The sequence below is a fragment of the Variovorax paradoxus genome, from assembly GCF_030815855.1.
Taxonomy (GTDB): Bacteria; Pseudomonadota; Gammaproteobacteria; order Burkholderiales; family Burkholderiaceae_C; genus Variovorax; species Variovorax paradoxus_M.
Window position 1 is genome coordinate 5,293,402 of record NZ_JAUSXG010000001.1, and the last position, 24,212, is coordinate 5,317,613.

At 67.1% G+C, this 24,212-nt stretch carries 28 protein-coding genes; 9 read left to right on the forward strand and 19 right to left on the reverse strand.

The window, feature by feature from the left end:
- Window positions 1–48: 48 nt before the first annotated feature.
- Window positions 49–1,383, reverse strand: coding sequence for an AsmA-like C-terminal region-containing protein (locus QFZ42_RS25135; protein WP_307703581.1), 1,335 nt, complete (start codon window positions 1,381–1,383; stop codon window positions 49–51).
- A gap of 84 nt (window positions 1,384–1,467) precedes the next feature.
- Here QFZ42_RS25135 and QFZ42_RS25140 point away from each other — a divergent pair, with 84 nt between their 5' ends.
- From QFZ42_RS25140 to minE, 5 genes are all read left to right on the forward strand, one after another.
- Entirely contained in the window at window positions 1,468–1,890 is a 423-nt protein-coding gene (locus tag QFZ42_RS25140) for a hotdog fold thioesterase (protein WP_307703582.1), read from the forward strand.
- 88 nt (window positions 1,891–1,978) lie between these two features.
- A complete protein-coding gene (locus tag QFZ42_RS25145) occupies window positions 1,979–3,265 on the forward strand; it encodes a solute carrier family 23 protein (protein WP_307703583.1) in 1,287 nt (428 codons plus the stop codon).
- Window positions 3,266–3,386: 121 nt separating this feature from the next.
- On the forward strand, window positions 3,387–4,160 hold the full coding sequence (minC, locus tag QFZ42_RS25150) for a septum site-determining protein MinC (protein WP_307703584.1): 774 nt from the start codon (window positions 3,387–3,389) through the stop codon (window positions 4,158–4,160).
- 161 nt (window positions 4,161–4,321) lie between these two features.
- Entirely contained in the window at window positions 4,322–5,137 is an 816-nt protein-coding gene (minD, locus tag QFZ42_RS25155; RefSeq protein ID WP_055807861.1) for a septum site-determining protein MinD, read from the forward strand.
- 3 nt (window positions 5,138–5,140) lie between these two features.
- Window positions 5,141–5,419 carry a cell division topological specificity factor MinE gene (gene minE / locus QFZ42_RS25160; protein ID WP_307703585.1) on the forward strand — a complete coding sequence of 93 codons (279 nt, stop codon included), beginning with the start codon at window positions 5,141–5,143 and terminating at the stop codon, window positions 5,417–5,419.
- A gap of 58 nt (window positions 5,420–5,477) precedes the next feature.
- On the opposite strand, the gene QFZ42_RS25165 is transcribed toward minE, so the two are convergent.
- Together QFZ42_RS25165 and QFZ42_RS25170 are read right to left on the reverse strand one after the other, a co-directional pair.
- Window positions 5,478–6,407: an alpha/beta hydrolase gene (locus QFZ42_RS25165; RefSeq protein ID WP_307703586.1), complete on the reverse strand. Its 930-nt coding sequence runs from the start codon at window positions 6,405–6,407 to the stop codon at window positions 5,478–5,480.
- A gap of 210 nt (window positions 6,408–6,617) precedes the next feature.
- The gene (locus tag QFZ42_RS25170) at window positions 6,618–7,220 is read right to left on the reverse strand and encodes a TetR/AcrR family transcriptional regulator (protein ID WP_307703587.1); all 603 of its coding nucleotides are present in this window, start codon (window positions 7,218–7,220) and stop codon (window positions 6,618–6,620) included.
- 195 nt (window positions 7,221–7,415) lie between these two features.
- Here QFZ42_RS25170 and QFZ42_RS25175 point away from each other — a divergent pair, with 195 nt between their 5' ends.
- Both QFZ42_RS25175 and QFZ42_RS25180 read left to right on the forward strand, forming a co-directional pair.
- Window positions 7,416–8,360, forward strand: coding sequence for a CysB family HTH-type transcriptional regulator (locus tag QFZ42_RS25175; RefSeq protein ID WP_307703588.1), 945 nt, complete (start codon window positions 7,416–7,418; stop codon window positions 8,358–8,360).
- A gap of 114 nt (window positions 8,361–8,474) precedes the next feature.
- Complete coding sequence (locus tag QFZ42_RS25180) at window positions 8,475–8,735, forward strand: hypothetical protein (protein ID WP_307703589.1); 261 nt, start codon at window positions 8,475–8,477, stop codon at window positions 8,733–8,735.
- A gap of 94 nt (window positions 8,736–8,829) precedes the next feature.
- On the opposite strand, the gene QFZ42_RS25185 is transcribed toward QFZ42_RS25180, so the two are convergent.
- From QFZ42_RS25185 to QFZ42_RS25215, 7 genes are all read right to left on the reverse strand, one after another.
- Window positions 8,830–9,270, reverse strand: a complete 441-nt coding sequence (locus tag QFZ42_RS25185) for an RcnB family protein (RefSeq protein ID WP_307703590.1) — start codon at window positions 9,268–9,270, stop codon at window positions 8,830–8,832.
- A 140-nt stretch (window positions 9,271–9,410) separates the two neighbouring features.
- Window positions 9,411–10,301, reverse strand: coding sequence for a VOC family protein (locus tag QFZ42_RS25190; RefSeq protein ID WP_307703591.1), 891 nt, complete (start codon window positions 10,299–10,301; stop codon window positions 9,411–9,413).
- Between the two features lie 32 nt (window positions 10,302–10,333).
- Complete coding sequence (locus tag QFZ42_RS25195; protein ID WP_307703592.1) at window positions 10,334–11,179, reverse strand: ABC transporter ATP-binding protein; 846 nt, start codon at window positions 11,177–11,179, stop codon at window positions 10,334–10,336.
- Entirely contained in the window at window positions 11,176–12,024 is an 849-nt protein-coding gene (locus QFZ42_RS25200) for an ABC transporter ATP-binding protein (RefSeq protein ID WP_307703593.1), read from the reverse strand. The genes QFZ42_RS25195 and QFZ42_RS25200 overlap by 4 nt, the downstream gene beginning before the upstream one ends.
- Window positions 12,008–12,586, reverse strand: coding sequence for an OsmC family protein (locus QFZ42_RS25205; protein ID WP_307703594.1), 579 nt, complete (start codon window positions 12,584–12,586; stop codon window positions 12,008–12,010). The genes QFZ42_RS25200 and QFZ42_RS25205 overlap by 17 nt, the downstream gene beginning before the upstream one ends.
- A gap of 20 nt (window positions 12,587–12,606) precedes the next feature.
- A complete protein-coding gene (locus QFZ42_RS25210; protein ID WP_307703595.1) occupies window positions 12,607–14,436 on the reverse strand; it encodes an ABC transporter permease in 1,830 nt (609 codons plus the stop codon).
- A 62-nt stretch (window positions 14,437–14,498) separates the two neighbouring features.
- Window positions 14,499–15,680, reverse strand: a complete 1,182-nt coding sequence (locus QFZ42_RS25215) for an ABC transporter substrate-binding protein (RefSeq protein ID WP_307703596.1) — start codon at window positions 15,678–15,680, stop codon at window positions 14,499–14,501.
- Window positions 15,681–15,831: 151 nt separating this feature from the next.
- Between QFZ42_RS25215 and QFZ42_RS25220 the strand changes: the two genes are divergently transcribed.
- Complete coding sequence (locus QFZ42_RS25220) at window positions 15,832–16,473, forward strand: GDSL-type esterase/lipase family protein (RefSeq protein WP_307703597.1); 642 nt, start codon at window positions 15,832–15,834, stop codon at window positions 16,471–16,473.
- Between the two features lie 6 nt (window positions 16,474–16,479).
- Here the strand turns inward: QFZ42_RS25220 and QFZ42_RS25225 are convergent, their stop codons facing one another.
- The 4 genes from QFZ42_RS25225 to QFZ42_RS25240 are packed head-to-tail and all read right to left on the reverse strand — an operon-like array spanning window position 16,480 to window position 18,506.
- Window positions 16,480–16,998, reverse strand: a complete 519-nt coding sequence (locus tag QFZ42_RS25225; RefSeq protein ID WP_307704302.1) for a class IV adenylate cyclase — start codon at window positions 16,996–16,998, stop codon at window positions 16,480–16,482.
- Between the two features lie 34 nt (window positions 16,999–17,032).
- A complete protein-coding gene (locus QFZ42_RS25230; protein WP_307703598.1) occupies window positions 17,033–17,392 on the reverse strand; it encodes a hypothetical protein in 360 nt (119 codons plus the stop codon).
- Window positions 17,389–17,982, reverse strand: coding sequence for a cob(I)yrinic acid a,c-diamide adenosyltransferase (locus QFZ42_RS25235; protein ID WP_258503190.1), 594 nt, complete (start codon window positions 17,980–17,982; stop codon window positions 17,389–17,391). Before QFZ42_RS25235 ends, QFZ42_RS25230 begins: the two co-directional genes overlap by 4 nt.
- A gap of 23 nt (window positions 17,983–18,005) precedes the next feature.
- On the reverse strand, window positions 18,006–18,506 hold the full coding sequence (locus tag QFZ42_RS25240) for a DinB family protein (RefSeq protein WP_307703599.1): 501 nt from the start codon (window positions 18,504–18,506) through the stop codon (window positions 18,006–18,008).
- Window positions 18,507–18,590: 84 nt separating this feature from the next.
- On the opposite strand from QFZ42_RS25240, the gene QFZ42_RS25245 reads away from it, so the two are divergent.
- A complete protein-coding gene (locus tag QFZ42_RS25245; RefSeq protein WP_307703600.1) occupies window positions 18,591–20,015 on the forward strand; it encodes an FAD-binding oxidoreductase in 1,425 nt (474 codons plus the stop codon).
- Window positions 20,016–20,088: 73 nt separating this feature from the next.
- Here QFZ42_RS25245 and QFZ42_RS25250 read toward each other — a convergent pair whose 3' ends face one another.
- The 5 genes from QFZ42_RS25250 to QFZ42_RS25270 all read right to left on the reverse strand — a co-directional run bounded on the left by QFZ42_RS25250 (window position 20,089) and on the right by QFZ42_RS25270 (window position 24,171).
- Window positions 20,089–20,985, reverse strand: a complete 897-nt coding sequence (locus QFZ42_RS25250; protein WP_307703601.1) for a CsgG/HfaB family protein — start codon at window positions 20,983–20,985, stop codon at window positions 20,089–20,091.
- Between the two features lie 106 nt (window positions 20,986–21,091).
- Entirely contained in the window at window positions 21,092–22,042 is a 951-nt protein-coding gene (locus tag QFZ42_RS25255; protein ID WP_307703602.1) for a ParB/RepB/Spo0J family partition protein, read from the reverse strand.
- The gene (locus QFZ42_RS25260) at window positions 22,042–22,587 is read right to left on the reverse strand and encodes an RBBP9/YdeN family alpha/beta hydrolase (RefSeq protein ID WP_307703603.1); all 546 of its coding nucleotides are present in this window, start codon (window positions 22,585–22,587) and stop codon (window positions 22,042–22,044) included. Before QFZ42_RS25260 ends, QFZ42_RS25255 begins: the two co-directional genes overlap by 1 nt.
- A 47-nt stretch (window positions 22,588–22,634) precedes the next feature.
- Complete coding sequence (locus QFZ42_RS25265; RefSeq protein WP_307703604.1) at window positions 22,635–23,549, reverse strand: ParA family protein; 915 nt, start codon at window positions 23,547–23,549, stop codon at window positions 22,635–22,637.
- A 7-nt stretch (window positions 23,550–23,556) separates the two neighbouring features.
- Complete coding sequence (locus QFZ42_RS25270; protein WP_307703605.1) at window positions 23,557–24,171, reverse strand: LysE family transporter; 615 nt, start codon at window positions 24,169–24,171, stop codon at window positions 23,557–23,559.
- Between the last annotated feature and the right edge of the window lie 41 nt (window positions 24,172–24,212).

Consider the following 24,212-nt stretch of genomic DNA (forward strand, 5'->3'; position numbering starts at 1 on the left):
CGCGGGGCTTCAACGGGCTTCATATCAGTCGCAAGCCCCGCCGGCGCCTCAGGGCGAAACCGCCGGGCCCTTGCGAGTTCCCGGCATCGCCTTCTTCCTGGGCTCTTCGGTTCCGAACAGCTTTTCCACCTGCTGCCCCACGCGCGCGCCAATGGCCGTGCCCACGCCCGGCAATACCGCGGTGCCGACCGCCGCGCCGGCCAGCGCGCCGCCGGTCAGCGAAACCTCCGGGTCGCTGGCGGTGCCGCCGATCTTGAGCGGCACGCCGACCACGCCGTCGACCAGGTCGACAGCTATTTCGCCATCCAGCTTGCGATGGAAGAACTTCAGGTTGCCGGTGGCCGTGAGCACGCCGGAGCGCGCCTTGAGGCCGGTGTAGCGCAACACGATGCCGTTGTCGGTACCTTCGGTGTCGAGCGTGCCCGTGAGCTCGTCGAGCGGCGTGGTGCCGCCGCGGTTGGTGCCCACGGTGGCGACCGCCTTGGCAAGGTCCACCCCGGTGAGCGAGGCGGGGCGCACCGAGAAGGTGGTGCGGGTGCGCAGGCTGCGGACCAGCGCGCCCAGCTCGCCGGCCTCGGCCACCAGCGTGGAATGGCCCGAGACCTTGCCGGACACGGCGGCGCGCCGGCCGAAAGCCTGCACCAGGCCTTCGATGTCCACCTGCCGCGGCTCGAGTTCGGCCGACACGCGCAGCCTGTCGTCGGGCCGCATCTCGAACACCGTAACGCCGTTCCACGTACCCCCGCCCACATCGATGCGGGTGCGCCACCGGTCCTGCCCGGCCAGGCGGTCGAGGCGCAGCCGGGCCGGGGGCGATGCGCCGGCCCGCTCCAGCCGCGCCTGGCGCGGGCGCCAATGGGCGTCGAAGCTGATTTCGCCGTCGTAGGCCAGTGCGATGTCGCGCCGGTCGATCCAGACCACGTCGCGCCAGCGCAGCTTTTCGAGCGGAACAGGCGCCAGCGTCCAGGGCGCGGGTAGCGCGACGACAGGGCTGTCCTCCTTCGGCTTGGGGCCCTTGCCGCGGAACGCTTGCACCGAGTCGCGCGGCAGCACCAGGCTTTCGATCTCGGCCTCGTCGACGGCGATGACCCGGCGCAGCAGTTCCCTGAGCTTGAGCTGGAGCGTGATGCGGCGCAGGGTGATCGGGCGGGGCTGATCGGTGGCGACGTTCGACAGCACGAGCACGGGGGCGGGCAACAGCGCCCAATGGGCACCCCCCACCTTGAGGCCGACGCCGAAGCGCTTCTCGAAGGCTTCGGAAATGCGCGCGGCCGCTTCCTCGTCGCTGGGCAGGCGGGTGCTTGCCACCCAGACCAGCGCACCGGCCCCGAGCAGCAGGACCGCGGCAATTCCGGCAAGCCAGGCTCTGGTGGGGCGCTTCATCGATGCAAGTTAGCACGCAAAGGCGACTTCCGTTGTCAGCCTCCATCGCTATAGTTTCCCGAACACCTGCACGGAGAGAAACCAATGCGTATCTGGAAGAAAGACATCTCGGTCGAAGAGTTGACCCGCAACCACATCGGCACCGCCGTCTCCACGCTGGGCATGGAGTTTCTGGAGGTGGGCGACGACTTCATCCGCGCCCGCGTGCCGGTGGACGAGCGCACGCGCCAGCCCTACGGCATCCTGCACGGCGGCGTCTCGGTGGTGCTGGCCGAAACGCTGGGCTCCTGCGGCGCGCACTATTCGGCGCCCGAAGGTGACCGGGCCGTGGGCCTGGACATCAACGCCAACCACATCCGCGCCGCCACCAGCGGCTGGGTCACGGGCACGGCCCGGCCGGTGCACCGCGGGCGCACCACGCAGGTGTGGCAGATCGACATGACCAACGACGCGGGCGACTTGACCTGCGTCTCGCGCATCACAATGGCGGTGCTGCCGCCGCGCTAGCGAAAGAAGAAGACCCGCCCTTACGCGGGGGCGGCAGCGGGCCGAGAGAAGCCCACCAGGCACATAACTACCGAGGAGATAACAACTCATGAGCAATCTATTCAGCTGGCGCGAAGTCGCCGCCACCGAGGGCAGCGTGGTCGCACCCGACGAACGCCTGCCCTGGCTGCAGACCGGCGCCATGGGCGTGCAGCACGTCATCGCAATGTTCGGCGCCACGGTGCTGGCGCCCATCCTGATGGGCTTCAGCCCCAACATCGCAATCCTGATGAGCGGCATCGGCACGCTGATCTTCTTCCTGGTGACGGGCGGCAAGGTGCCCAGCTACCTGGGATCGAGCTTCGCGTTCATCGGCGTGGTGATCGCGGCCAGTGGCTATGCGGGCAAGGGGCCCAACGCCAACATCGCGGTGGCGCTGGGCGGCATCGTGGCCTGCGGGGTGGTCTACATCCTCATCGGCGCCATCGTGCAGGCCGTGGGCACCGGCTGGATCGAGCGCTTCATGCCGCCGGTGGTCACGGGCGCCGTGGTGGCGGTGATCGGGCTCAACCTGGCGAGCGTGCCGATCAAGAACATGGCGGCCAGCAACTTCGATTCGTGGATGCAGGCCGTGACCTTTCTCTGCGTGGGACTGGTGGCGGTGTTCACGCGCGGCATGCTGCAGCGCCTGTTGATCCTGGTCGGGCTGATCCTGGCCACCGTGGTCTATGCGGTGCTGACGAACGTCATGGGCATGGGCAAGCCGGTGGACCTGAGCGGCATTGCCAACGCGGCCTGGTTCGGCCTGCCGACCTTCACCGCGCCGGTGTTCACGGCCAATGCCATGCTGCTGATCGCACCCGTTGCGATCATCCTGGTGGCGGAAAACCTCGGCCACCTGAAGGCCGTGACGGCCATGACCGGCCGCAACCTCGACCCCTACATGGGCCGCGCCTTCATCGGCGACGGCATCGCCACGGTGGTGAGCGGCGCCGCGGGCGGCACGGGCGTGACCACCTATGCCGAGAACATCGGCGTGATGGCGGCCACGCGCATCTACTCGACCGCGGTGTTCGTGGTGGCTGCCGTCATTGCGCTGGTGCTGGGCTTCAGCCCCAAGTTCGGCGCGCTGATCCAGGCGATTCCGCTGCCGGTGATGGGCGGCGTGAGCATCGTGGTGTTCGGCCTCATCGCGATTGCGGGCGCCAAGATCTGGGTCGACAACAAGGTCGATTTCTCGCAGAACAAGAACCTGATCGTGGCCGCGATCACGCTGATCATCGGCACCGGCGACTTCACGCTGAAGTTCGGCGACTTCGCATTGGGCGGCATCGGGACCGCCACTTTCGGGGCGATCATTCTTTACGCACTGCTGGGCCGATCGCGCAACGCCTGAGCGTTTTAAAAGTGAAACGTCGTGCAAGAAGTGTTGTCTGGAGCGGTTGAAGAAGGGGCCGGCCGCCGGCCGCATGCCCGCGCCCGTTAGACTCCAACGCTTTTCGCACCGACGTTTTCCAATGGCCGATGTCTCCGCCGCGCGCACCAAGGCGGTTTTCGAATTCAAGAGCGCCACGCTGCCGCTGATCGCAGTGATCCTCAAGACGGCCGATCTGGCCGTGCTGGCAGAGGCCCTCGATGCACAGCTGGCCGACTCGCCCGATTTCTTCGAGCAGGAGCCGGTGGTCATCGACCTCTCGCAGCTGCAGCCCGACGAAGACAGCGGCGAGGAACCCGCCGAGCTCGACTTTGCGGCGCTGCGCGGCCTTTTGGCGCGCCACCAGACGCAGCCCATTGCGGTGCGCGGGGGCAACGACGCCCAGAATGCCGCGGCCCGTGCCGCCGGCCTGTCTCTGACGGCCATGCCGGTGGCGCCCGCGCCGCGTTCTCCGGCGCCGCCGGCCGCTTCGCCGGCTCCGGCCAGCGAAGCACCGCAGATCGTGCGCGAAGTGCCGGTGCCCGCCAACGGCACGCTCCTGATCGACAAGCCGCTGCGTTCGGGCCAGCAGGTCTACGCCCGCGGCGGCGACGTGGTGGTGACCGCGGTGGTGAGCTTCGGCGCCGAGGTCATTGCCGACGGCAACGTGCACGTCTACGCGCCGCTGCGGGGCAAGGCCATTGCCGGCGCGCGCGGCAATACCGAGGCGCGAATCTTCTCGACCTGCATGGAAGCGCAGCTCGTGGCCATTGCGGGCATCTACCGCACCAACGAAGTGCCGCTGCCCGACCCGGTGCTCGGTAAGCCAGCGCAGATCCGCCTGGACGGCAAGAAGCTAGTGATCGACGCGATCTGATGTGCCCCCCGGCTTTTCACTCCGCTTCGCTGCGTGTAATTCGCCACCCCCCGAGGGGGAGGCGCGGCTCGCCTTGGGGCGGCCCGGCGGCGGCCGCATCCCTGACCGGGCGCGGCGGATCTTAAAAACCAACAACCAAATCGAAACAAGAAGGAATGGCCATGGCCAAAATTGTGGTGGTGACCTCAGGCAAGGGCGGCGTCGGCAAGACCACGACGAGCGCCAGCTTCGCGTCGGGCCTCGCGCTCGCGGGCAAGAAAACGGCTGTGATCGACTTCGACGTGGGCCTGCGCAACCTCGATCTGATCATGGGCTGCGAGCGGCGCGTGGTGTACGACCTGATCAACGTGATCCAGGGCGAAGCCAACCTGAGCCAGGCGCTCATCAAGGACAAGCAGTGCGACAACCTGTTCGTGCTCGCGGCCTCGCAGACGCGCGACAAGGAAGCCCTGACGCAAGAAGGCGTGGAAAAGGTGCTGACCGACTTGGCGGCCATGGACTTCGACTACATCGTGTGCGACTCGCCCGCGGGCATCGAAACCGGCGCGATGATGGCCATGCACTTTGCCGACGAGGCGCTGGTGGTGACCAACCCCGAGGTATCCTCGGTGCGCGACTCCGACCGCATCCTGGGCATGCTGAGCAGCAAGACCAAGCGGGCGAAGGAAGGCGGCGACCCCATCAAGGAGCACCTGCTGATCACCCGCTACAACCCCAACCGCGTGGCCGGCGGCCAGATGCTTTCGCTGGAAGACATCCAGGACATCCTGCGCATCAAGCTGATCGGCGTCATTCCCGAATCCGAAAGCGTGCTGCAGGCTTCCAACCAGGGCGTGCCCGCCATCCACGACAAGGAAACCGACGTGGCCAAGGCCTACAGCGACGTGGTGGCGCGCTTCCTGGGTGAAGACAAGCCGATGCGCTTCGTCGACGCGGAAAAGCCGGGCTTCTTCAAGCGAATTTTCGGAGGCAAGTAGGCCATGTCCTTTTTCTCGTTCCTGCTCGGCGAAAAGAAGAAGACGGCCAGCGTCGCCAAGGAGCGGCTGCAGATCATCCTCGCGCACGAGCGGTCCAGCCTCAGCGGCAAGAAGCGCCCCGACTACCTGCCCGACCTCCAGCGCGAGCTGATGGCGGTGATCTCCAAATACGTGAAGATCAATGCCGAGGACATCAAGGTTCACCTGGAAAAGCAGGACGACCTCGAAGTGCTCGACATCAAGATCGAACTGCCCGACCCGTCGCCCTCGCCGGCGCGCTGACGCGCGGCAGGCGGGCGGCAGGCGGGCGGCACAACCCGCACCGCCTGCGCGGCTTCGGTCAGTCCGCACGCGCGATGAAGCGCGTCACCTGCCGGACCACGTCCTCCTCCTTGAGGATGCGGCGGTGTCCCAGCCCCTTCGTGGCCACGAGCTGCGCCCCCTTGATTGCATCGCGGTAGGCCTCCGCATCGGCGAACCGGTTCACGCGGTCGTCGCGGTCGTGCACGATCAGCGTCGGCTGCACGATGCGGGGCCCGACGGCGGCCGGTTCGAGTTGCGCCATCAAGAAGCCTTCCTGCGCCTCGAACAGCCGCTGCATGGCGAGCCGCGTCTTCTCGCTCAGCCCGAAGGTGTGCGTGAAGTAGCGCGTGAATTCACGTGCCGACGCCGGTGGTGCCAGCAGCACCAGCCGCTCGGTGCGCAGGCCCTGCGCGGCAGCCACCCCGAGCGCGTTGGCGCCCATCGAATGCGCCACAGCGGCGCGAAGGGTATGTCCGTCCGCCACGAGCCTTGCCACCACGTACGAGATGGCACGGGCGAACTGCGGCGCGTTGCTCATCGTGCCCGCGCTGCGGCCATGGGCCGGCAGCTCGAGCAGCACCGGCCGCAGGCCCGCACCGGCAACAGCATCCGCCAGCGTCAGCATCTGCCCCGCATGCCCGCCCCAGCCGTGCACCAGCAGCACCACGGGGGCGGATTCAGCGCCTGAATCCTGCGTGGCGAGGTGATAGAGCCCGAGGCTTGCGTTCTCGAAGCGCCAGGCTTCGCGCCGCCATCCTGCGCCGGGCGCCTGCGCGCGGTAGAGCCACTTGAGCGGCAGCGGCGTGCCGAAGATGCGATGGGCCGCACGCACGCCCAATGCGGGCCAGAGGCGCTCCGACGCGGTCAGGCCAAAGCGCACGGCGCGCATCAGGCGGCTGGGGCGGTAGTAGTTCGATTGCGCGGCATGTGTCGGCGCAGACGAAGGGGTGCTGCTGGTGCTTGTCATCCGATGGGCTCCTGCGTTCAGAACCAGACCCAGTCGTCGTTGCTGCGCGGAAGACTGCGCAGCTCATCGCGGACGGCTTCGGCGCCGATGGCGCCCACATAGACAACGAGGCAGAGAGCGATGATCAGCATGGTGCTGCTCCTTTTTTATCGCACGATTGTGCGAAATTGAACCAAAGAAAGACGGACGAAAACGTGCCTGCCCGAGGGTTCAGGCGCGGTAGCTGGAAAGAAGCCGCTGCCAGGTGCGCATCGCGCAGTCGCCGGCTTGCGGGTCGCGCAGGAAGCGCGCGTCATGCAGGAGGCCGATGATGACGCCATTGATTTCGCTGACCACCTGGGCGGCATCGGTGTCGGCCCGGAGCTCGCCGGTTTCTACCGCCTGCAGCACCGTGCGGCGCAGCGCGGCGCGCCAGCGCGTGACCTCGCTGAACAGCAGGTCGCGCAGTTCGCCTTCCCGGTCGTCGTACTCGAACGCGCCCGCCGTGTAGATGCAGCCGGTTTCGGCCTCGATGTCGCGGGTGCGGGCAATCCAGCGGTCGACGATGTCACAGAGCCGCGCGAGGCCCTTGGGCTTTTGCATGGCGGGCACGAACACGTCGGCCAGGAAGCGGCGGCCGTATTCCTCGATGACGGCCTTCTGCAGCGCCTCGCGCGAACCCACGCGGGAGAACACCCCGCTCTTGGAAAGCGCCAGACGGCTGGCCACGGCCTGGAGCGTGATGGCTTCGAGACCCTCGCTCAGGGCGAGGTCCATCGCCGCGCCGACGATGGCCGTGCGGGTGAGTTCGCTTTTCTGGGTCTTGGCGTCCATGAATCTGACTTTAGCACAATCGTGCGAAATTGCAATTCCACTCGAGGATCCACAAGAGATGGCCTGCAAAGATGATTTGCTCATGTGAAACCAACAAACGCATCGTTCCCCGCATAAGCACTTCTGCCGAGAATCGCCGGGCGGCCCGTTCCGGGTCTCTGTCTCTCTCCCTTTCCCCGATCCTCCCGCGCCAGAATGAACTTCCAACAACTGCGCTCGGTACGCGAGGCCGTTCGTTGCGGCTTCAACCTGACCGAAGTCGCCAACACCCTGCATACCTCCCAACCGGGCGTGAGCCGGCAGATCCGCGAACTGGAGGAAGAGCTCGGCATCGAACTGTTCGTGCGCGCCGGCAAGCGCCTCACCGGCCTCACGGAGCCGGGGGGCCACGTGCTGCCGATCATCGAACGCATGCTGCTGGAAAGCAGCAACCTGCGGCATGCGGGACAGGAGTTCGTGGCGCAGCAAAGCGGGCTGCTGTCTGTGGCGGCCACGCACTCGCAGGCGCGCTATGCGATGCCGGTCGCGGTGCAGGAGTTTCGCGCGCAGTTTCCCAACGTGAAGCTGCATATGCACCAGGGTTCGCCCAAGCAGATCGCGCAGATGCTGATCGACGGCGAGGCCGACGTGGGCATTGCGACCGAAGCGCTGGGCGACTATCCGCAGCTGGTGGCCCTGCCCTGCTACCGCTGGACGCATTCGGTGGTGGTGCCGCCGGGCCATGCGCTGCTCGATGCGCCGCTGACGCTCGAGGCGCTCACGCGTTACCCGCTCATCACCTACGACACCGGCTTTACCGGCCGCTCGCGCATCGACGAGGCTTTTGCCCAGCGCGGCCTCGCGCCCAACATCGTGCTGGCCGCCATGGACGCCGACGTGATCAAGACCTATGTTCAGCTGGGCATGGGCGTGGGCATCGTCGCAGGCGTGGCCTACGAAACCGAGCGCGACACGCAGCTGCGCGCGCTCGATGCCGGCCGGCTGTTCGGCATCAACCTGACCAAGCTCGCGGTGCGGCGCGGCAATTACCTGCGCAAGTATGTCTACGCGTTCATCGAATCCTTCGCGCCGACCTTGACGCGGGCCGTGGTCGAGAAGGCTCTGGGCGATGAAGCGAAGGGATCGCACTACGAAATCTAGCGCCCACGCAACGGATTCGACGCTTGCGGGCACAGGATTAAAAAAGAAGCATGCCGCTTCACACAGGGAGCGTACATTCGGGTTAATTCCTTGGCTTCCCGGAACGGATCAGCAATGGCATCGACCCCGCAGCAGCAACAGCAAACCAGGGCCGCCCTGAAGGCCGCCGACGTCGCCGAAAGGCGCGAGCGGCTGAGACGGGGCTTGCCTGCCGTCGTGGAGTTGCTGCAGAGCCGCCAGGCCGACCGCATCGACGACAGCGACATCGACGCGTATGTGAGCCTTAACTGGCTCGAATGGCACGGCGGCGGCTTGCGGCTCACCATCACCGGGCGCAACGTCTGCGCCCAATCGCTGCCCACCGTGGCGGCCTGAGCGGCCTCCGCTCCCCGCAAAAACAAAAGACCGCCGCAGGAGGTTCCCGCGGCGGTCTTCCAGCCTGCGCGTGGCAGGCCAAGCGCTTGGCGCCTTACTGGTTGCCGACGATGATCTGCGCGATCAGGCCGGTGGCAATGGCCGCCAGCACATAGTCGCCGCCCACACCCACCCACTGATAGCCGCGGGGCGGCTGCTGCAGGCGGTAGGCACGCCAATCGTTCACCACGTAGTTGCGGCCGCGGTACTCGTTGGGCACGCGTCCGCCGCGGCGCCATTCGGCATGCGGCTGCGGATAGCCGCGGCGGTCGAACTGGCGGCCGGGGCGATAGTCTTCGCGGCTGTAGCGGTCGCCACGGCGGTCGTCGTGCCGATCGAACTGGCGATGCTGTTGTTCGTAGCGGCCGTTGCCTCGGTCGTCGCCGCGGTCATGACCGCGATCGTGGCCACGGTCTTGCGCGAAGGCGCTTCCCGCGGCCATGCACATCGCGAGCGCCGCAGCAGCGACGGCCATGCTCTTTGACTTGATGATCATCTGGAACTCCTTCGTGTTGATGACGAGTCCATTGTCATCGGCGCTTGTGTCTGCCCGGGGCACATCAGGTCGCCGTCAGGTGAAAGCAGGTAAGCGTTGGTATCGGAGCGGCGCGTTGTCCTGCAATTCGAGGCAAGGGCTCATCCCCCCACCAAGCTATCGGCTGGGTCAGTGCGCGGCTCCTGCTTCGCGGCGACATCCAGCGGTGGCAACTCGAGTTCGATCAGTGCGCCATGCGTGCGCGTGAGGTCGAGCACCCCGGTGGATCGGGCCTGGTTCGTGTGCAGCACCACGGCGTAAGGGCCTTCGCCGCGCACCGCGAGCCGCTGCGAGAGCGCATCGCCGCCCTCTTGCGCGGCAGCCGCGCTGCTTCGCGGCGAAGACAGCACCAACAGGCTGCCGCCGAGCGCCACGACGGCCACGCGCAGGCTGCTGCCCGGCATCGCGACAGGCTCGCCGATGTGCGTGGCCGCGTCGTCGGCCGCGGTGCCGAGCAGCGCGCGGTAGCGGGCGAGCGTGGCGTCGAGATCGCGCACCGCGACCGCAAGACTCGCAACGCCGAGCGTGCCGTTGGCATGCACGCGCGCCTCGCCTTCAGGCACGCGCAAGGCGCGCGGCGTGAGGTCGCCGCACAGAAAAGGCAAGTCGGCCGAGAGCGGGCGCGCCGTCTGCCATCGCAAGCGTTCGCCATCGGGCCGCACGCGTCCGCCGTCGAGCGGCCCTTCGAGTGCGAGACCGCGCGCCTTCGCATCGGCCACGGTGATGACGGTGTGGCGCGGCAGCAGCGCGAAATCGACGATGCCTTCGCCATGCCGCTGAAGCAACTGCCACCAGCGCTCGGCGGGCGACGCTTCGCGCCATGCGATCAGCTCGAAGTAGCTGCCGTCGGCGAACACCACGAGCGCGTTGTGCGTGGCGCGGCCCGGATGGTCGCCGCCGCGCAGCACGTGAAAGCCGAGCGCGTCGTAGTCCGCGATGGCGCGTTCGAGGTCGTGCACCGCGATCACGATGTGGTCGAGTTTCAGTGACATGGATTCGTTCTCGCCGTTTTTCGGTTGACTCTTCAGGAAGCCGTGCGTGCTGCGCCCTCGCCGCCCAGGTAGGCATCGCGGATGCGCGCATCGGCCAGCAGCTCACGCGCCGGCCCCGAGAGCACGATGCGACCGGTCTGCAGCACATAGCCGTGGTGCGCGATCTGCAGGGCAAGACTGGCGTTCTGCTCGACCATGAAAACCGACACGCCCTGTCCGTTGATGCGAGCGATGAGTTCGAGCACCTTGTCGACATAGAGCGGCGACAGGCCCATGGTCGGCTCGTCCATGCAGATGAGCTGCGGACGGCCCATGAGCGCGCGCGCCATGGCCACCATCTGCTGTTCGCCGCCCGAGAGCGTGCCGGCCTGGAACTCGATGCGCTCAGCCACGCGCGGAAAGAGTTCGAGCATGCGCTCGAGGTCTTCGGCCACCGCCTTGCGGTCGCTGCGTGCGTAGGCGCCCATCAACAGGTTCTCGCGCACGGTCATCGCGTGGAACAGGCGGCGGGCCTCGGGCACCGAGCCGATGCCCTTGCGGATGATCTGCGGCGTGCCGAGGCCGAGCGTCGACTCGCCGTTGAAATTGACTTCACCCGAGCGCGGCTTGAGCAGGCCCAGCACGATCTTCATCGTGGTCGACTTGCCGCTGGCGTTGCCGCCGAGCAGGCTGACGATCTGGCCGCGGCGCACTTCGAGGTCGAGGTCGAAGTGCGCTTGCACGGGGCCGTAGAAGCTGTTGACCTTCTTGAGTTGGAGCAGGGGGTGTGCGAGCCCATTGGAAGCGGGCGCTGCCGCGCGTTCGGGCAGCCCCTCACCCCTGCCCTCTCCCCACAGGGGCGAGGGAGGAAGCCCGGTTCGCGCGACGGTGGTGATCATGCGGGCACCGCCTCTGCGCTCGCCTGTCCGACATGGCGATGGCCAAGGTACGCTTCGATCACCGCCGGGTCGTTGCGCACCTGGTCGGGCAGGCCTTCGGCGATCTTGCGGCCGTCGTCGAGCACGGCCACGCGGTCGGAGAGCTGCATCACGAGGTCGAGCTTGTGCTCGATCAGCAAGATGGTCTGGCCCCGCGACTTGAGGCCTCGAATGATCTCCAGCATCTCCGCGGTCTCGCTTTCGTTCATGCCCGCGGTGGGTTCGTCGAGCAGCAGCAGGCGCGGCTTGAGCGCGAGCGCGCGTGCGATCTCGACGCGCCGGCGGTTCGCATACGAGAGGCTGTACGCAGGATGGTCGATGCGCGGTGTGAGCCGTTCGCCGAAGAGCGCGATGATTGCGTGCGCGTCCTCGCGCAGCGCCTCTTCCTCGCGCCGCACGGCGGATGGCTGCACCAGCGCAAGCGCCAGCTCGGCCAGCGCGCCGAGACCCGGCACGCCGCCGACGCGCGGTTTCACGGCGCGCAGCCGCGTGTGCGCACCGACCAGCACGTTGTCGAGCACCGAGAGATTCGCGAACACGCGGCCATGCTGGAAGGTGCGCGCCAGGCCGCGCTGCGCGAGCTGCTGCGCCGGCACGCCGGTGATGTCCTGTCCGTCGAAAAGCACCTGTCCCGCATCGGGCCGGTCGAGGCCGGTCACGAGGTTGAAGAGCGTGGTCTTCCCTGCCCCGTTCGGTCCGATGACGCTCAGCAGCTCGCCCTCGCGCACCTGCAAGTCGACCGCGTTCACCGCGGTGAGACCGCCGAAACGGCGCGTGAGGCCCTTGATCTCAAGCAGCGATGGCATCGCCCGCTTCCTGCGGCGCATTGGCCGCCTCCGCCTTCGAGTTGACGAGTTTTACCTCGGCGCGAATTGCCTGCGGATTGCGCAGCAGGTTCAGGATCGGGCAGTTGCGCTCCACCCCCTCGAACAGCGCATCGATCTCCTCGCGGCTCGCGGGCGAGTCGATGTGCACGGTGTAGCCGATCTCGTGCGGCCAGATGGGCGTGTGCTCGTGGCCCGGCTTGCCGCCGCGCGGATCGATGAGGCCGGTCACTTCCACCTCGAGGCTTTCGAGCGGCACCTGGCGCTCCGCCGCCTGGATCAGGAAGATGTGCGTGACGCAGGTGCCGAGCACGCCGAGCTGCAGCTCGGGCGAACTCGGGCCGAGGTTGTAGCCCGCGAAATCGGGCGGGCTGTCGCTGATGACCTGGTGCTCGCGAATGCGCAGGCGGCGCACGCCGCTGCGGCCTTCGGCCTTCACGCTGGCCTTCAGTTGCACGGGCTGCGCGGTGCCCGCCTCGACGGCGGCATTGCGTGCCAGCACGGCGGCGCGTTTCTCGGCGAGGTAGTCGTTGAGATGGCTCATGGTGTCGGATGGTTCTTTCTTCAGACGGTGCCCAGCAGGCCTTGCGGGCGGAAGCGGATCAGCAACAGCAATGCGATGCCGTAGATCAGCATCCGGTACTCGGCGGTCACGCGGAACAGCTCGGGCAGGCTCACGAGCGCCACTGCGCCGAGCAACGCGCCGCTGATGTTCCCGAGCCCGCCGAGGATCACCATCGTGAGCGCGAGGATCGAGATCTGCGAGCCGAAGGTCTCGTGGTTGATGTACGAATACATGTGCGCCGTGAAGGCGCCGCTCACGCCCGCCGCGAAGCCGCCGAAGCCGAAGGCGAGCGCCTTGTAGCGGTCGGGGCTCACGCCGTAGGCGCGTGCGGCCACTTCGTCTTCGCGCACCGCGCGGAAGGTGCGGCCGAGGTGCGACCGCAGCAGGCGCCACTGCAGCAGGGCCAGCAGCACCATCGCGCCGAACGAGGCCCAGTAGATCGCCTCGTTCGACGATGCGTCGCGCCCGAGCAGCGAAAGCGGCGGAATGCCCGAGACGCCGATGGGCCCGTGCGTGAGGCTTTCCCAGTTGAGAATGGTGAGCGCCACGATCTCGCCGATGCCGAGCGTGGCAATCGACACGTAGTGGCCGCGCAGGCGGAACGCCGGGAAGATCAGCGCCGTGCCGATCAGCGACGTGAGGATGCCCGCGAGCACGATGCCCGTGCCCACCGGCAGGTCAAGGTCGAGCACCAGCAGCGACGAGGCGTATGCGCCGATGGCCAGCAACCCCGCATGGCCGAGCGAGATCTGCCCGATGGTGCCGGCGACCAGCGTGAGGCTCAGCGCCAACGCGCCGTAGAGCCATGCGTTGGTGAGCGTCTGCAGCAGGTACGGTGAGGGTTCGAAGAGCGGCAACGCCACTGCTGCGGCGGTGAGCGCAATGAGCAGTCGTGGTGGCACGTGCCATGGCTTGCTCGGTGCGATGAACGTACCCGTCAGCGGCTCGGGCGGCAGCGCACGCTTGCGCCCGAAGAGACCGTTCGGCTTCCACACCAGGATGACCAGCAACAGCGCGAAGGCGAACAGGTTGCGGTACGGCGTGCCGAGGATCGCCACGCCGTAGCTCTCGATCAACCCCAGCAGCAGGCTGCCGACGATGGCGCCCGGCACGTTGCCCACGCCGCCGACGACAGTCGCCACCACGCCCTTGAGCGTGGCCTGGAAGCTCATCGCGGGGCTGATGTTGTTGTAGTACATGCCCACGAGCAGGCCCGAGAGGCCGCCCAGCGCAGCGGCAATCGCGAACACCGCCTGGTTCACTCGATCGACGTCCACGCCCATCTGCTGCGCCGCATCGCGGTCCTGCGCGGTCGCGCGCACGGCCCAGCCGAGCTTGGTGAAACGCAGGAACACGAACAGCACCGCCGCGCTCGCGACGCCGATGCCCGCGATCAGCAGGTCGAGCGCGCCGATGGTGCCGGTCCCGATCTGCAGGCGCCAGTCGGGCAGCTGCGTGGGCAGCGAGCGCGGGTCGGGGCTGAAGACCAGCTGCACGAGGATGTCGAGCACGAAGCTGATGCCGATGGTGGCCAGCAGCGGTGCGATGCGCGCCGCGCCTTGCAGCGGCCGCAGGCCCACGCGTTCGATCAGCATGCCTAGCGCCCCCGAGCCGAGCACGACCAGCAGGATGGTGACGGGCAGCGGCGTATGCAGGTAGGTGATGCTGGCCCAGCCGATGTAGGCGCCGACGGTGTAGACCGAACCGTGCGCGAAATTGATCAGGTGCGAGACACCGAAGATCAGCGCGAGGCCGACGGCCAGCAGCGCGTAGATGTTGCCGATGATCAGGCCGTTGACGGTGTAGTCGAAGAAGGAGGTGAAGCTCATGGGGTGGCTGCTGCCTTGCCCCCTCTCCCGCTTGCGGGAGAGGGAATAAAACCGAAGACCATTTATTTCGAAGAGGCCACTGCCGCCTTCTCATCGATCTGCGCCCACTTGCCGTCCTTCACCACCAGGTTCACGCTCTTCACACCAATCACGCGGCGCGTCTGCGCATCGAAGCTGGCCTTGCCGAAGATCACGCTGGGCACGTCCTTGATCTTGTAGAACGCATCGCGCACCGCCTTGCGGTCGGCCTGCGGGCCGGCCTGGCGCAGCGCCGCGGCCGCGTACACCACCGCGTCGTAGGCGTAGGCATTGAATGCGTCGGGCTCCTTGTTGTACTTGGCGCGGAAGCTCTTCACGAACTCCTGCACCTCGGCGCGCGGCTCCTCGGGGAAGAAGGCGGTGTTGGTGTGAATGCCGTTCACTGCGGCGCCGCCGAGCTCGATGAACTTCGGCGAATACACCGAGCCCACCGCCGCGATCGGCTGCTTCAGGCCCACGCTGCGCACCTGGCCCGCGATGAGCGCGCCGTCGGGGTAGTACGAGATGAGGACCAGCCCGTCGGGATTGGCATCGCGCACCCGCACCAGCGTCGAGCGGAAGTCTTTCTCGTCGGCCTGGTAGCCCTCGGCAATGGCGAGCTGCGCGCCGCGTTCCTGCGCAGCCTTCACGAGCACCTCCTTGCTGGTGCGGCCCCAGTCGGTGTTGAGGTAGAGCACCGCAATGCGCTTGAAACCCAGCGTCTTCACCGCGAGATCGGCGAGCAGCGGCTGCGCATCGGCCTGGCTGATCGACGGGCTCCAGATGTAGTCGCCGCCCTTGGTGAAGTCGGGGTGCGAGTTGGTGAAGCCGAGTTGCACGAGCCCGGCGCGCTGGTAGATCGGCGACGCCGCCATCGAGGCCGGGCTCGAAAAATCTCCGAGTTCGATGAGCACGCGCTTGTCGTTCACCAGCTTCTGCGCAATGGCCACCGACTGGCGCGGATCGCTCTGGCTGTCTTCGAAGTTGTAGGCCAGCGGCCGGCCGTGGATGCCGCCCTGTGCATTGACGTGGTCGAGCGCGAGGTCGAAGCCCGCCTTCCACTGCGCGCCGTACTGCGCGTTCTGCCCGGTGAGCGGCCCGCTCACGCCGAACCACACCGGCTCGCCGCCGGCGGGCGCGGCCCAGGCGACGACGGGCGCGGCGAGCAAGGCGGCGGAGAATGCGGCCACATGGCGCAGGAAGCGATGGCGGTTGAGCAGCGGCATGGTGTCGGACCCTGGTGGTTGGAATGAACGTGCAGGGTGAGGATTCTTCGCCGCTGCCCCGGCCCGGAGAACGAACAAAAACGGTGAGGCTTATTCGGTTTTCGAGCAAGCCGCGACGGATCGATCGGCTGCGTTTAAGCTCCCGCGCAGCATGAAGCGACGACACCTCCTCCTCCAACTGATGGCCGGCTTGCCGGCCGTCGCCGCCCTGGCTGGCTGCGGCAAGCGCAAGTCCTCCGCCGCCGCGCTGAAGCTGGATGCTCGCGTGCTGGCGCTCGGCGACAGCCTGACCTTCGGCTACGGCGCGCCGCCCGACGCGGCCTGGCCTGTGAAGCTCGGCGAACTCACCGGCTGGCAGATCGACAACGCAGGCCTCAACGGCGACACCTCGGCCGGGGCACTGGAGCGCCTGCCACCGCTGCTGGCAGCGGGCAACTACGACGCGATCCTGATCGGCATCGGCGGCAACGACATGCTGCGCGGCATGCCGCCTGCTGCCACGCGCGACAACCTCGCAGCCCTCGTCAGCCAGGCGCGCGCGCATACGCCTCACGTCGCACTGCTGGCCACCCCCGCGCCCGACGCGATGCGCGCGGCCGTCGGCTCGCTCAGCGATGCGCCGTTCTATGACGAGGTTGCGAAGTCGGGGCAGGCACTGCTCGTCGCCAATGTGTATTCGAACGTGTTGTCGGACGCCTCGCTGCGCTCCGACCGCATCCATGCCAATGCACAGGGCTACGCGAAGATCGCGCAGCAACTCGCGGAGCAGCTCAAGGCCGCGGGCTGGCGCTGAGGGCGCTCAGGCGGCGCGCAGCAGATCGACGTAGGCGCCCTGCACCAGCTGGTCGGTGCCGATGCCGAGGCGCCCCATCAGCGCATGGGCTTCGGCGATGCCGGCTTCGGCAGACTCGTCCTCTTCGAGCACCACTTCGAGTTCGAGGAATTCGCCGAGCCCTTCAACACGGTCAAGGTGCACGCGCGTGCGGCCCACGATGAAGAGCCGACGCTGCTTGCGCACACGGCCGGTTTGGCCCCAGGCCAGCGTGAGCGATTCGCGCAGCGTGTCGGGCGCGGTGGTGGGCGAGATCAGATAGAACGACTCCTTCGGGCCGCTGCTGTTCGCGCGGCGATAGAAGATCAGTTCGGCGCGGTCGGGCGCGAAGGTGCGTAGCTTGAGGCGGTCTGCACTGTTCTCGCAGCGGAAGAAGGTGTCGTCCTGCGCGATTTCGATGGGGCCCGAGTCGGCGAGCTTCGCGGCGATGAGTGCCACGCGTTCCACGCTGTCGATACGGGCCTTGATCTCTATGTTTCTTGCCATCATCAAGACAAAGCCGCTACAGAAGGCGCCTCAATCAGGGTGCGTTGCCTTGCGGTCCTACGGGCGGCGGCGCAGCGCGCCCACCGGAACCCGGTGCAAGCTTGCGTCCGAAAGACTCGCCCACCCTGCGCACCGGCCGGCTGGCTTTTTCCGACACGTTGTTGACACCGCGCCGGGTCGCGTCTTCGGCGTGGTCGATGCCGCGGCCGGCGGCATTGGTGCCGCGCTGCACGCTGTTCACGACCTTGCTGTTGCGCGGTGGCGGCTTGAGCGTATGGGCACGCTCTGCCTTGGGAGGGTTGTCGGCACTTTGCGCATGCACGGCAGGCGCGGGCAACAGCAGGGCCGTTGCTGCTGCAACGGCAAGGGCGTAGTAGGCAGGTTTCTTCTTCATGAGGGGCTTCCTTCGTCTTTGGCATCGGCGGCCGCGGCGCGCGCCATGCGCTCGCTCTTCCAGTACACGTCGTCGCCGCCGTTCATCCGGTTGAGCACGCGCGCGAGCACGAAGAGCAGGTCGCTGAGCCGGTTGAGGTACTGGCGCAGCGCGTCGTTGAGTTCGGCCGTGGCACCGAGCGCCACCACGGCACGCTCGGCCCGGCGCGCCACCGTGCGGCACACGTGCGCCAGCGAGGCCGCACGGGTGCCCGCGGGCAGGATGAATTCGGCGAGGCGCGGCAAGGCCGCGTTGTGCTCGGCCAATGCGTTGTCCAGCTGCAGCAGCGCATCGGCCTTCAGCAGCGTGTAGCCCGGCATCGAAAGCTCGCCGCCGAGATTGAAAAGCTGGTGCTGCACGTCGACCAGCAGCTCGCGCACGGGCTCGGGCATGGGCTCGCAGAGCAGCAGCCCGATCTGCGAGTTGAGCTCGTCCACGTCGCCCATAGCGTGCACGCGCAAGTGGTCCTTGGGCACGCGGGTGTTGTCGCCGAGGCCGGTGGTGCCGTCGTCGCCGGTGCGGGTGGCGATCTGCGAGAGTCGGTTGCCCATGGGCGCTCCTGTTCGTGTGTTTTCTATGGGCCGACCCTGGACGCGTCGATCTTGCCGAGTAGCCACTGCAGGCCTGCAAGATGCTGCTGGTCGTGGCTGCAAAGGTAATGAATGAGGCTGCGCATGGTGAGCGGTCCGTAGCCCTCGAACACGGCCGTGCGTGCGAGTTGCTCCTCGCTCAGCTGCGAAACGATTTCCATGGTGCGCGCGCGTGCGATGCGGAACCCGGCCAGCACCTGCGCTGCGTCGGCCTTGCCGTAGCCGCGTTCGATGGCCAGCGGTTCGCTGTCGATCGATGCCAGCGTGGGGTTGTCTTCCTGCAGCGTGCGGCGAAAGCGCTCGTGATAGCCCTCGATCTCGATGTCCCGCACATGGCACAGCTGCTCGATGGCCGTGAAGGCCTCGCTGGGCACGCCCTCCCATGACCGCGGGGCCCAGTGGCGGTACGCCTGCGGAATGATCGCGTAGTGGGCTTCGAGCAGCGAAGGAAATGCCGCAAGGGCAGCGAGCGTCGGAGGGTTCATGGCTTTTCCTGAAGCGCATTATGGTGCTCGCTCCGTAAAATGGCCGAACAGAGCCCCGCATCCACATCATTCCAGGAGACGCCGATGAACGCCCCGACACAAACCTCGCACCTGCTGCCGGAGCTTCATCTGCGCGACGTGCCCGACAGCCTCATCGAAGGTTTGAAGGCCCGCTTCGGCGCCAACTGTTCCACGGCCATGGCGGTGCGCACCCAGCATGGCCGCGACGAGTCGTCGTTCGACGCGCCGCCTCCCTCGGCCGTGGTGTTTGCCGAGAGCACGCAGGACGTGGCCGACGCGGTGAAACTTGCGAGCGAGCACAGCGTGCCGGTCATTCCTTTCGGCGTGGGCTCGTCGCTCGAAGGCCACCTGCTGGCGGTGCAGGGCGGCATCAGCATCGACGTGTCGCGCATGAGCAAGGTGCTGTCGGTCAACGCCGACGACCTCACCGTCACGGTGCAGCCGGGCGTCACGCGCAAGCAGCTCAACGAAGAGATCAAGAGCACGGGGCTGTTCTTTCCCATCGACCCCGGCGCGGACGCTTCCATCGGTGGCATGACGGCCACGCGCGCAAGCGGCACGAACGCGGTGCGCTACGGGACCATGCGCGAGAACGTGCTGGCGCTCGAAGTGGTCACGGCCAGCGGTGACGTCATCCGCACCGGTACACGTGCGAAGAAGTCGTCGGCGGGCTACGACCTCACGCGCCTCATGGTGGGCAGCGAAGGCACGCTGGGCGTGGTCACCGAAGTCACGCTGCGCATCTACCCGCTGCCCGAAGCCGTGTCGGCCGCCATCTGCTCGTTCCCGAGCATCGAAGCCGCGGTGCGCACCACCATCGAAACCATTCAACTCGGCGTGCCGATTGCGCGCGTGGAGCTGATCGACGTGAACACGGTGCGCATGGTCAACGCCTACGCCAAGCTCAATCTGCGCGAAGAGCCGATGCTGCTGATGGAATTCCACGGCTCGCCGGCCGGCGTGAAGGAGCAGGCCGAGACGGTGCAGGAGCTCGCGAGCGGCCACGGGGGCAACGCCTTCGAATGGGCCAGCACGCCCGAAGAACGCACGCGCCTGTGGACCGCGCGGCACAACAGCTACTTCGCGGCGGTGCAGTCCCGGCCCGGTTGCCGCGTGATCTCGACCGACACCTGCGTGCCGATTTCGCGCCTGGCCGACTGCCTGCTCGATTCGGTGGCCGAGGCCGATGCCAGCGGCATCCCGTACTTCCTGGTCGGCCACGTGGGCGACGGCAACTTCCACTTCGGCTACCTGCTCGACCCGAACATTCCCGAAGAGCGCCTGAAGGCCGAGAAGCTCAACCACGACCTCGTGACCCGCGCGCTGGCGCTCGAAGGCACCTGCACGGGCGAGCACGGCGTGGGGCTGCACAAGATGGACTTCCTCGTGACCGAAGCAGGCGTGGGCGCGATCGACATGATGCGCACGATCAAGCGCGCGCTCGATCCAAAGAACATCATGAATCCGGGAAAGATCTTCGCGCTCTGATCCGTTCACGGACAAGAAAAAGCCCGGCGGCTCGCGAGAGCGCCGGGCTTCTTTTTTAAGCGGCCGCCGCGTGTTACCTGCGGCGGCGGGCGGGCGCGGGTTGCTCCGCCGGCGCGGAGGTTTGCGACGGCGCGGCGCCGCCGTCCACACCCAACCGGCCACCGCCGCCGAGGCCCTGGCCGCGCACCGTCTGCGCCTTGTAGTTGCGCAGCGAGCGAACCATCTGGTTGAACGCATCCATGAAGGCCGCGGCAATCACCTTGCCCTGTGCCGTGTTGGTGTAGCCGCCAAGGCCACCGGCGCCACTTCGGCCCGCGAGGCCACCAAAGGCGCCGAAGTCGGTCTTGGAGGCGCTGCCTTCAGCGGCCGCGACCTGCACGCCCGAGCGGTTGTCGATGAGGGTGAGCAGCGCGCTGGCTTCCTTGGTCTGCATGCTGCCGCCGACCGCAGCCAGGGCGCGGCCACGGTTGCCGCCCACCAAGCCGCCGAGCGCGCCGCCAATGCCGCCGGCATCGCTGTTGCTGAACACGATCTCGGGCGACAGGCCGTAGTCGGAGGCCACCATCTGGCCGCGTCCGAAATTGCTGCCACCGCGCATTTCGCCCGACTGCTGCAGCGCGCGCTCGCGCGTCATGGCGTTCATGCCGGCCGCACCGCGCTCGACCACCACGAAGCAGTTCGATTGCTGCACCAGCAGGCGCAGCAGGTTGGCCGTCGGCGGCAAGCGGTATTCGCCGGTGAGGATGGTGTACCAGCCGGAGTTCACGTTCTCGACCAGCGAGACGGTGCCGAGCGGCGAGTCGCAGCGCTCGAGCTGGCTGCTGTCACCGGCGGTTGCCGAACCGGCGGCGCTGCCGGTGGCCATGGTCTTGGCCGACTGGCTGCCCATCTGCATGTCGGTGGCCGCGCAACCGGTCAGCAGCAGCGCACCCACGGCCACGGCTGCGACCGGAAACTTGTTGAATTTCATGAAGGACTCCCTCTCCTCGAGATTTGCGATTTGAAATCAGCGGAGAGGATACGCGTAAAAGATTGCAAGAAACAATCGCGCAAAAGTCCGAGCCACGGCCCGCTGGCTAGGCCGTTTGGCGGATGCGTTCGATCAGCCCGTTGAGCGCCTCGATGGACCCGAAGTGGATGGCGAGTTCTCCGCTCTCCTCGACCTTGCCGCCGCGCTTGCTGCGCTTCTTGATGCGGACCTCGACTTCGGCGGTGAGCAGGTCGGCCAACTCTTCTTCCACGCGCTGCAGGTCGCGCGATTTTTCACCGTCGTTGCCGCGCCGCGACGGGGTGAGCGTGAACTCGGCCGCAAGCCGCTTCACCAGCGACTCGGCTTCGCGCACCGACATTTTCTTGGCGGCGATCTGGTTGGCAGCCGTGATCTGCGTGCCGCGGTCCAGCGACAGCAGCGCGCGGGCATGGCCCATGTCGATGTCGCCGGCCATGAGCATCTGCTGCGCCGGTTCGGCCAGGTTCAGCAGGCGCAGCAAGTTGCTGGCGGCGCTGCGCGAACGGCCGACGGCCTGCGCCGCCATTTCGTGAGTGAGCCCAAACTCCGAGACGAGGCGTTGCAGGCCTTGGGCTTCTTCGAGCGGGTTGAGGTCTTCGCGCTGGATGTTTTCGATCAGCGACATGGCCGCCGCGGCCTCGTTGGGCACATCGCGCACCAGCACCGGCACGCGGTCGAGGCCCGCCAGCTTGGCGGCGCGGAAGCGGCGCTCGCCCGCGATGATTTCGTATTCGGCGTTCTTGGCGGCGGCCGAGGCTTCATCGAGCCGGCGCACCAGGATCGGCTGCATGATACCCTGCACCTTGATGCTCTCGGCGAGCTCGTACAGCGCGCCTTCGTCCATGCGGGTGCGCGGCTGGTAAACGCCGGCAACCATCTGGTCGAGCATCAGCGTGTTCGGGTTCTGCGCCGCGGCGCCCTCTTCCGTCCCATTGTTGTTGTCTGCGGAGGGTGCGGCCGTGGGGCCGAGCAGCGCTTCGAGGCCGCGCCCCAGGCCCTTGGGTTTCTTGGTCGCCATCAGTGCGTGTCTTTCGAGATGTCGTTCAGTAGTTGCCGGGCTTCGGGCCAGTCGCCCAGCCCGGAGTCGGCGTTCAGATGGCCGCCGGTGCCGGCGTCGACGAAGCGTGCGCCCCAATCGGCAGCGAGCTGGCACGAGCGCTTGGCGTCGCAATAAGGATCGTCGTTGGCGGCGATCAGCACCGACGGGAACGGCAGCGGTTTGCGCACGATGGGCGCCCAGCCCGGGATCAGCTGCCGGAGGTCGTCGCGCTCCAGGTCACCGGGCGCAACCAGCAGCGCGCCGCGCACCTTGTGCGTATTGCGCGAGTGCGCGGCCCATGCGGCCACGAGGATGCAGCCCAGGCTGTGCGCCGCGAAAAGCACCGGCCCGGGTGCGGCCAGCACTTCTTCTTCGAGCCGTGCCGACCAGTCGCCCCGCAGCGGGCGCATCCAATCGTGCTGCTCGACGCGGTGGTCGCCGTATGCCGATTCCCAACGAGTTTGCCAGTGACCGGGGCCGCTGTTCTGCCAGCCGGGCAGCAACAGGATGCGGGAAATTGTCATTATTTATTTGCTGCGAGATTGATGGCGCATGTCCAGGGCGGACCGCTTCAGAGGCTTTTTTCGCTGGCGGAATCGGGTGCGACGGCGGGTGCGAGCACGTCCTCGGGAATGGCCAGGTTGGGCGCGCCCGGTGCGACGGGTGCAATCGGAGGCGCCACCGCGCCGGATGCGAACGCGCTGGCGGGCGGCAGCTTTTCGACCAGTTCCTTGGCAAAGGCAATGAAGGCCTGGCTACCGCGGGCGGCGGGGTCGAACACCACGCCGGGCAGTCCGTAGCTCGGTGCCTCGGCCAGTCGGACGTTGCGCGGAATCACGGTGTCGAACACCTTGTCGCCGAAGTGGGACTTGAGCTGCTCGCTCACCTGCTGCTGCAGCGTGATACGCGGATCGAACATCACGCGCAGGAGGCCGATGATCTGCAGGTTCTTGTTGAGGTTGGCATGCACCTGCTTGATGGTATTGACCAGATCGGTCAACCCTTCGAGCGCGAAGTACTCGCACTGCATGGGCACGATCACGCCATGGGCGGCACACAGGCCGTTGAGCGTGAGCAGGCTCAGGCTCGGCGGGCAGTCGATCAGCACGAAGTCGTACTCGGCGCCGACCGCGGCCAGCGCGGTGCGCAGGCGCTTCTCGCGGCGGTCGAGCGCCACCATTTCGACTTCGGCGCCGGCCAGTTCGCGGTTGGCGCCCAGCACGTCGTAGCCGCAACCGCCCTCCACCAACTTGTCGGCCTTGACGCGCGCCTCGGCCACGGAGGCCGACTCGAGCAGCACGTCGTACACCGTCATCTCCAGCTGGCGCTTGTCGATGCCCGAACCCATGGTCGCATTGCCTTGGGGGTCGAGGTCGATCATCAGCACCCGCTGGCCGACCTTCGCCAAGCCGGCGGCCAGGTTGACAGTGGTGGTGGTCTTGCCGACGCCGCCCTTTTGGTTGGCAATGCAGAAAATCTTGGCCATGTTCGGATCAGCGGGAAATGGCGAGCTTGACGCCGAAAGCAATCAGGAAGACGCCGGCAAGCTTTTCGAGCGTGCCCGAAATACGGGGATTGGCGCGAATGCGCTCAGCCAGAAAGTGCGTGAGCAGCGTCGACGTGAGGCCGTACAGGAAGGTGAGTGCGGCAATCGTCACCGCCATGGCACCGAAAGTGACCACGCCCTGATGGCGGGCCGGGTCGACGAACAGAGGGAAAAAGGCCATGTAGAACACGATTGCCTTGGGGTTGAGCAAAGTGATCGTCAGTGCCTGCCTAAGGAAGTGGCTCGGGCGAATATTCAGGATCGGCGCTCCACCCGGCTTGGCGAGCAGCATCTTGAAGCCGAGCCAGGCAAGGTAGGCAGCACCCAGCCACTGCACGGCCGCAAAGGCGGTCGGGTAAGTGGCCAACACCGCCGACACGCCCGCCACCGCCGCCCACATGAGGAACTGGTCCCCGATGATCACGCCGAGCGTGGCTGCCAGCCCGCCACGGATCCCACCTTTGCTGGTCGAGGTAATCAACGCCAGGTTGCCCGGACCGGGAATCAAGAGAAAGAGGACGATGGCGGCGACGAATGCGCCGTAGTCAGCAATGCCGAACATGGGATTTGCCTCGAGAAAGAGAGCCAGGGGAGGCGTCGAGT

Coding starts and splice junctions, on each gene's coding strand:
- QFZ42_RS25185 (WP_307703590.1), bottom strand. CDS start 9,270: ATGATCATCAAGTCAAAGAGCATGGCCGTCGCTGCTGCGGCGCTCGCG.
- QFZ42_RS25220 (WP_307703597.1), top strand. CDS start 15,832: ATGAAGCGACGACACCTCCTCCTCCAACTGATGGCCGGCTTGCCGGCC.
- QFZ42_RS25240 (WP_307703599.1), bottom strand. CDS start 18,506: ATGAACCCTCCGACGCTCGCTGCCCTTGCGGCATTTCCTTCGCTGCTC.
- QFZ42_RS25210 (WP_307703595.1), bottom strand. CDS start 14,436: ATGAGCTTCACCTCCTTCTTCGACTACACCGTCAACGGCCTGATCATC.
- minE (WP_307703585.1), top strand. CDS start 5,141: ATGTCCTTTTTCTCGTTCCTGCTCGGCGAAAAGAAGAAGACGGCCAGC.
- QFZ42_RS25225 (WP_307704302.1), bottom strand. CDS start 16,998: ATGGCAAGAAACATAGAGATCAAGGCCCGTATCGACAGCGTGGAACGC.
- QFZ42_RS25145 (WP_307703583.1), top strand. CDS start 1,979: ATGAGCAATCTATTCAGCTGGCGCGAAGTCGCCGCCACCGAGGGCAGC.
- QFZ42_RS25265 (WP_307703604.1), bottom strand. CDS start 23,549: ATGGCCAAGATTTTCTGCATTGCCAACCAAAAGGGCGGCGTCGGCAAG.
- QFZ42_RS25260 (WP_307703603.1), bottom strand. CDS start 22,587: ATGACAATTTCCCGCATCCTGTTGCTGCCCGGCTGGCAGAACAGCGGC.
- QFZ42_RS25195 (WP_307703592.1), bottom strand. CDS start 11,179: ATGATCACCACCGTCGCGCGAACCGGGCTTCCTCCCTCGCCCCTGTGG.
- QFZ42_RS25270 (WP_307703605.1), bottom strand. CDS start 24,171: ATGTTCGGCATTGCTGACTACGGCGCATTCGTCGCCGCCATCGTCCTC.
- minC (WP_307703584.1), top strand. CDS start 3,387: ATGGCCGATGTCTCCGCCGCGCGCACCAAGGCGGTTTTCGAATTCAAG.
- QFZ42_RS25165 (WP_307703586.1), bottom strand. CDS start 6,407: ATGACAAGCACCAGCAGCACCCCTTCGTCTGCGCCGACACATGCCGCG.
- QFZ42_RS25135 (WP_307703581.1), bottom strand. CDS start 1,383: ATGAAGCGCCCCACCAGAGCCTGGCTTGCCGGAATTGCCGCGGTCCTG.
- QFZ42_RS25215 (WP_307703596.1), bottom strand. CDS start 15,680: ATGCCGCTGCTCAACCGCCATCGCTTCCTGCGCCATGTGGCCGCATTC.
- QFZ42_RS25180 (WP_307703589.1), top strand. CDS start 8,475: ATGGCATCGACCCCGCAGCAGCAACAGCAAACCAGGGCCGCCCTGAAG.
- QFZ42_RS25245 (WP_307703600.1), top strand. CDS start 18,591: ATGAACGCCCCGACACAAACCTCGCACCTGCTGCCGGAGCTTCATCTG.
- QFZ42_RS25230 (WP_307703598.1), bottom strand. CDS start 17,392: ATGAAGAAGAAACCTGCCTACTACGCCCTTGCCGTTGCAGCAGCAACG.
- QFZ42_RS25140 (WP_307703582.1), top strand. CDS start 1,468: ATGCGTATCTGGAAGAAAGACATCTCGGTCGAAGAGTTGACCCGCAAC.
- QFZ42_RS25205 (WP_307703594.1), bottom strand. CDS start 12,586: ATGAGCCATCTCAACGACTACCTCGCCGAGAAACGCGCCGCCGTGCTG.
- QFZ42_RS25235 (WP_258503190.1), bottom strand. CDS start 17,982: ATGGGCAACCGACTCTCGCAGATCGCCACCCGCACCGGCGACGACGGC.
- QFZ42_RS25255 (WP_307703602.1), bottom strand. CDS start 22,042: ATGGCGACCAAGAAACCCAAGGGCCTGGGGCGCGGCCTCGAAGCGCTG.
- QFZ42_RS25190 (WP_307703591.1), bottom strand. CDS start 10,301: ATGTCACTGAAACTCGACCACATCGTGATCGCGGTGCACGACCTCGAA.
- QFZ42_RS25200 (WP_307703593.1), bottom strand. CDS start 12,024: ATGCCATCGCTGCTTGAGATCAAGGGCCTCACGCGCCGTTTCGGCGGT.
- QFZ42_RS25170 (WP_307703587.1), bottom strand. CDS start 7,220: ATGGACGCCAAGACCCAGAAAAGCGAACTCACCCGCACGGCCATCGTC.
- QFZ42_RS25250 (WP_307703601.1), bottom strand. CDS start 20,985: ATGAAATTCAACAAGTTTCCGGTCGCAGCCGTGGCCGTGGGTGCGCTG.
- QFZ42_RS25175 (WP_307703588.1), top strand. CDS start 7,416: ATGAACTTCCAACAACTGCGCTCGGTACGCGAGGCCGTTCGTTGCGGC.
- minD (WP_055807861.1), top strand. CDS start 4,322: ATGGCCAAAATTGTGGTGGTGACCTCAGGCAAGGGCGGCGTCGGCAAG.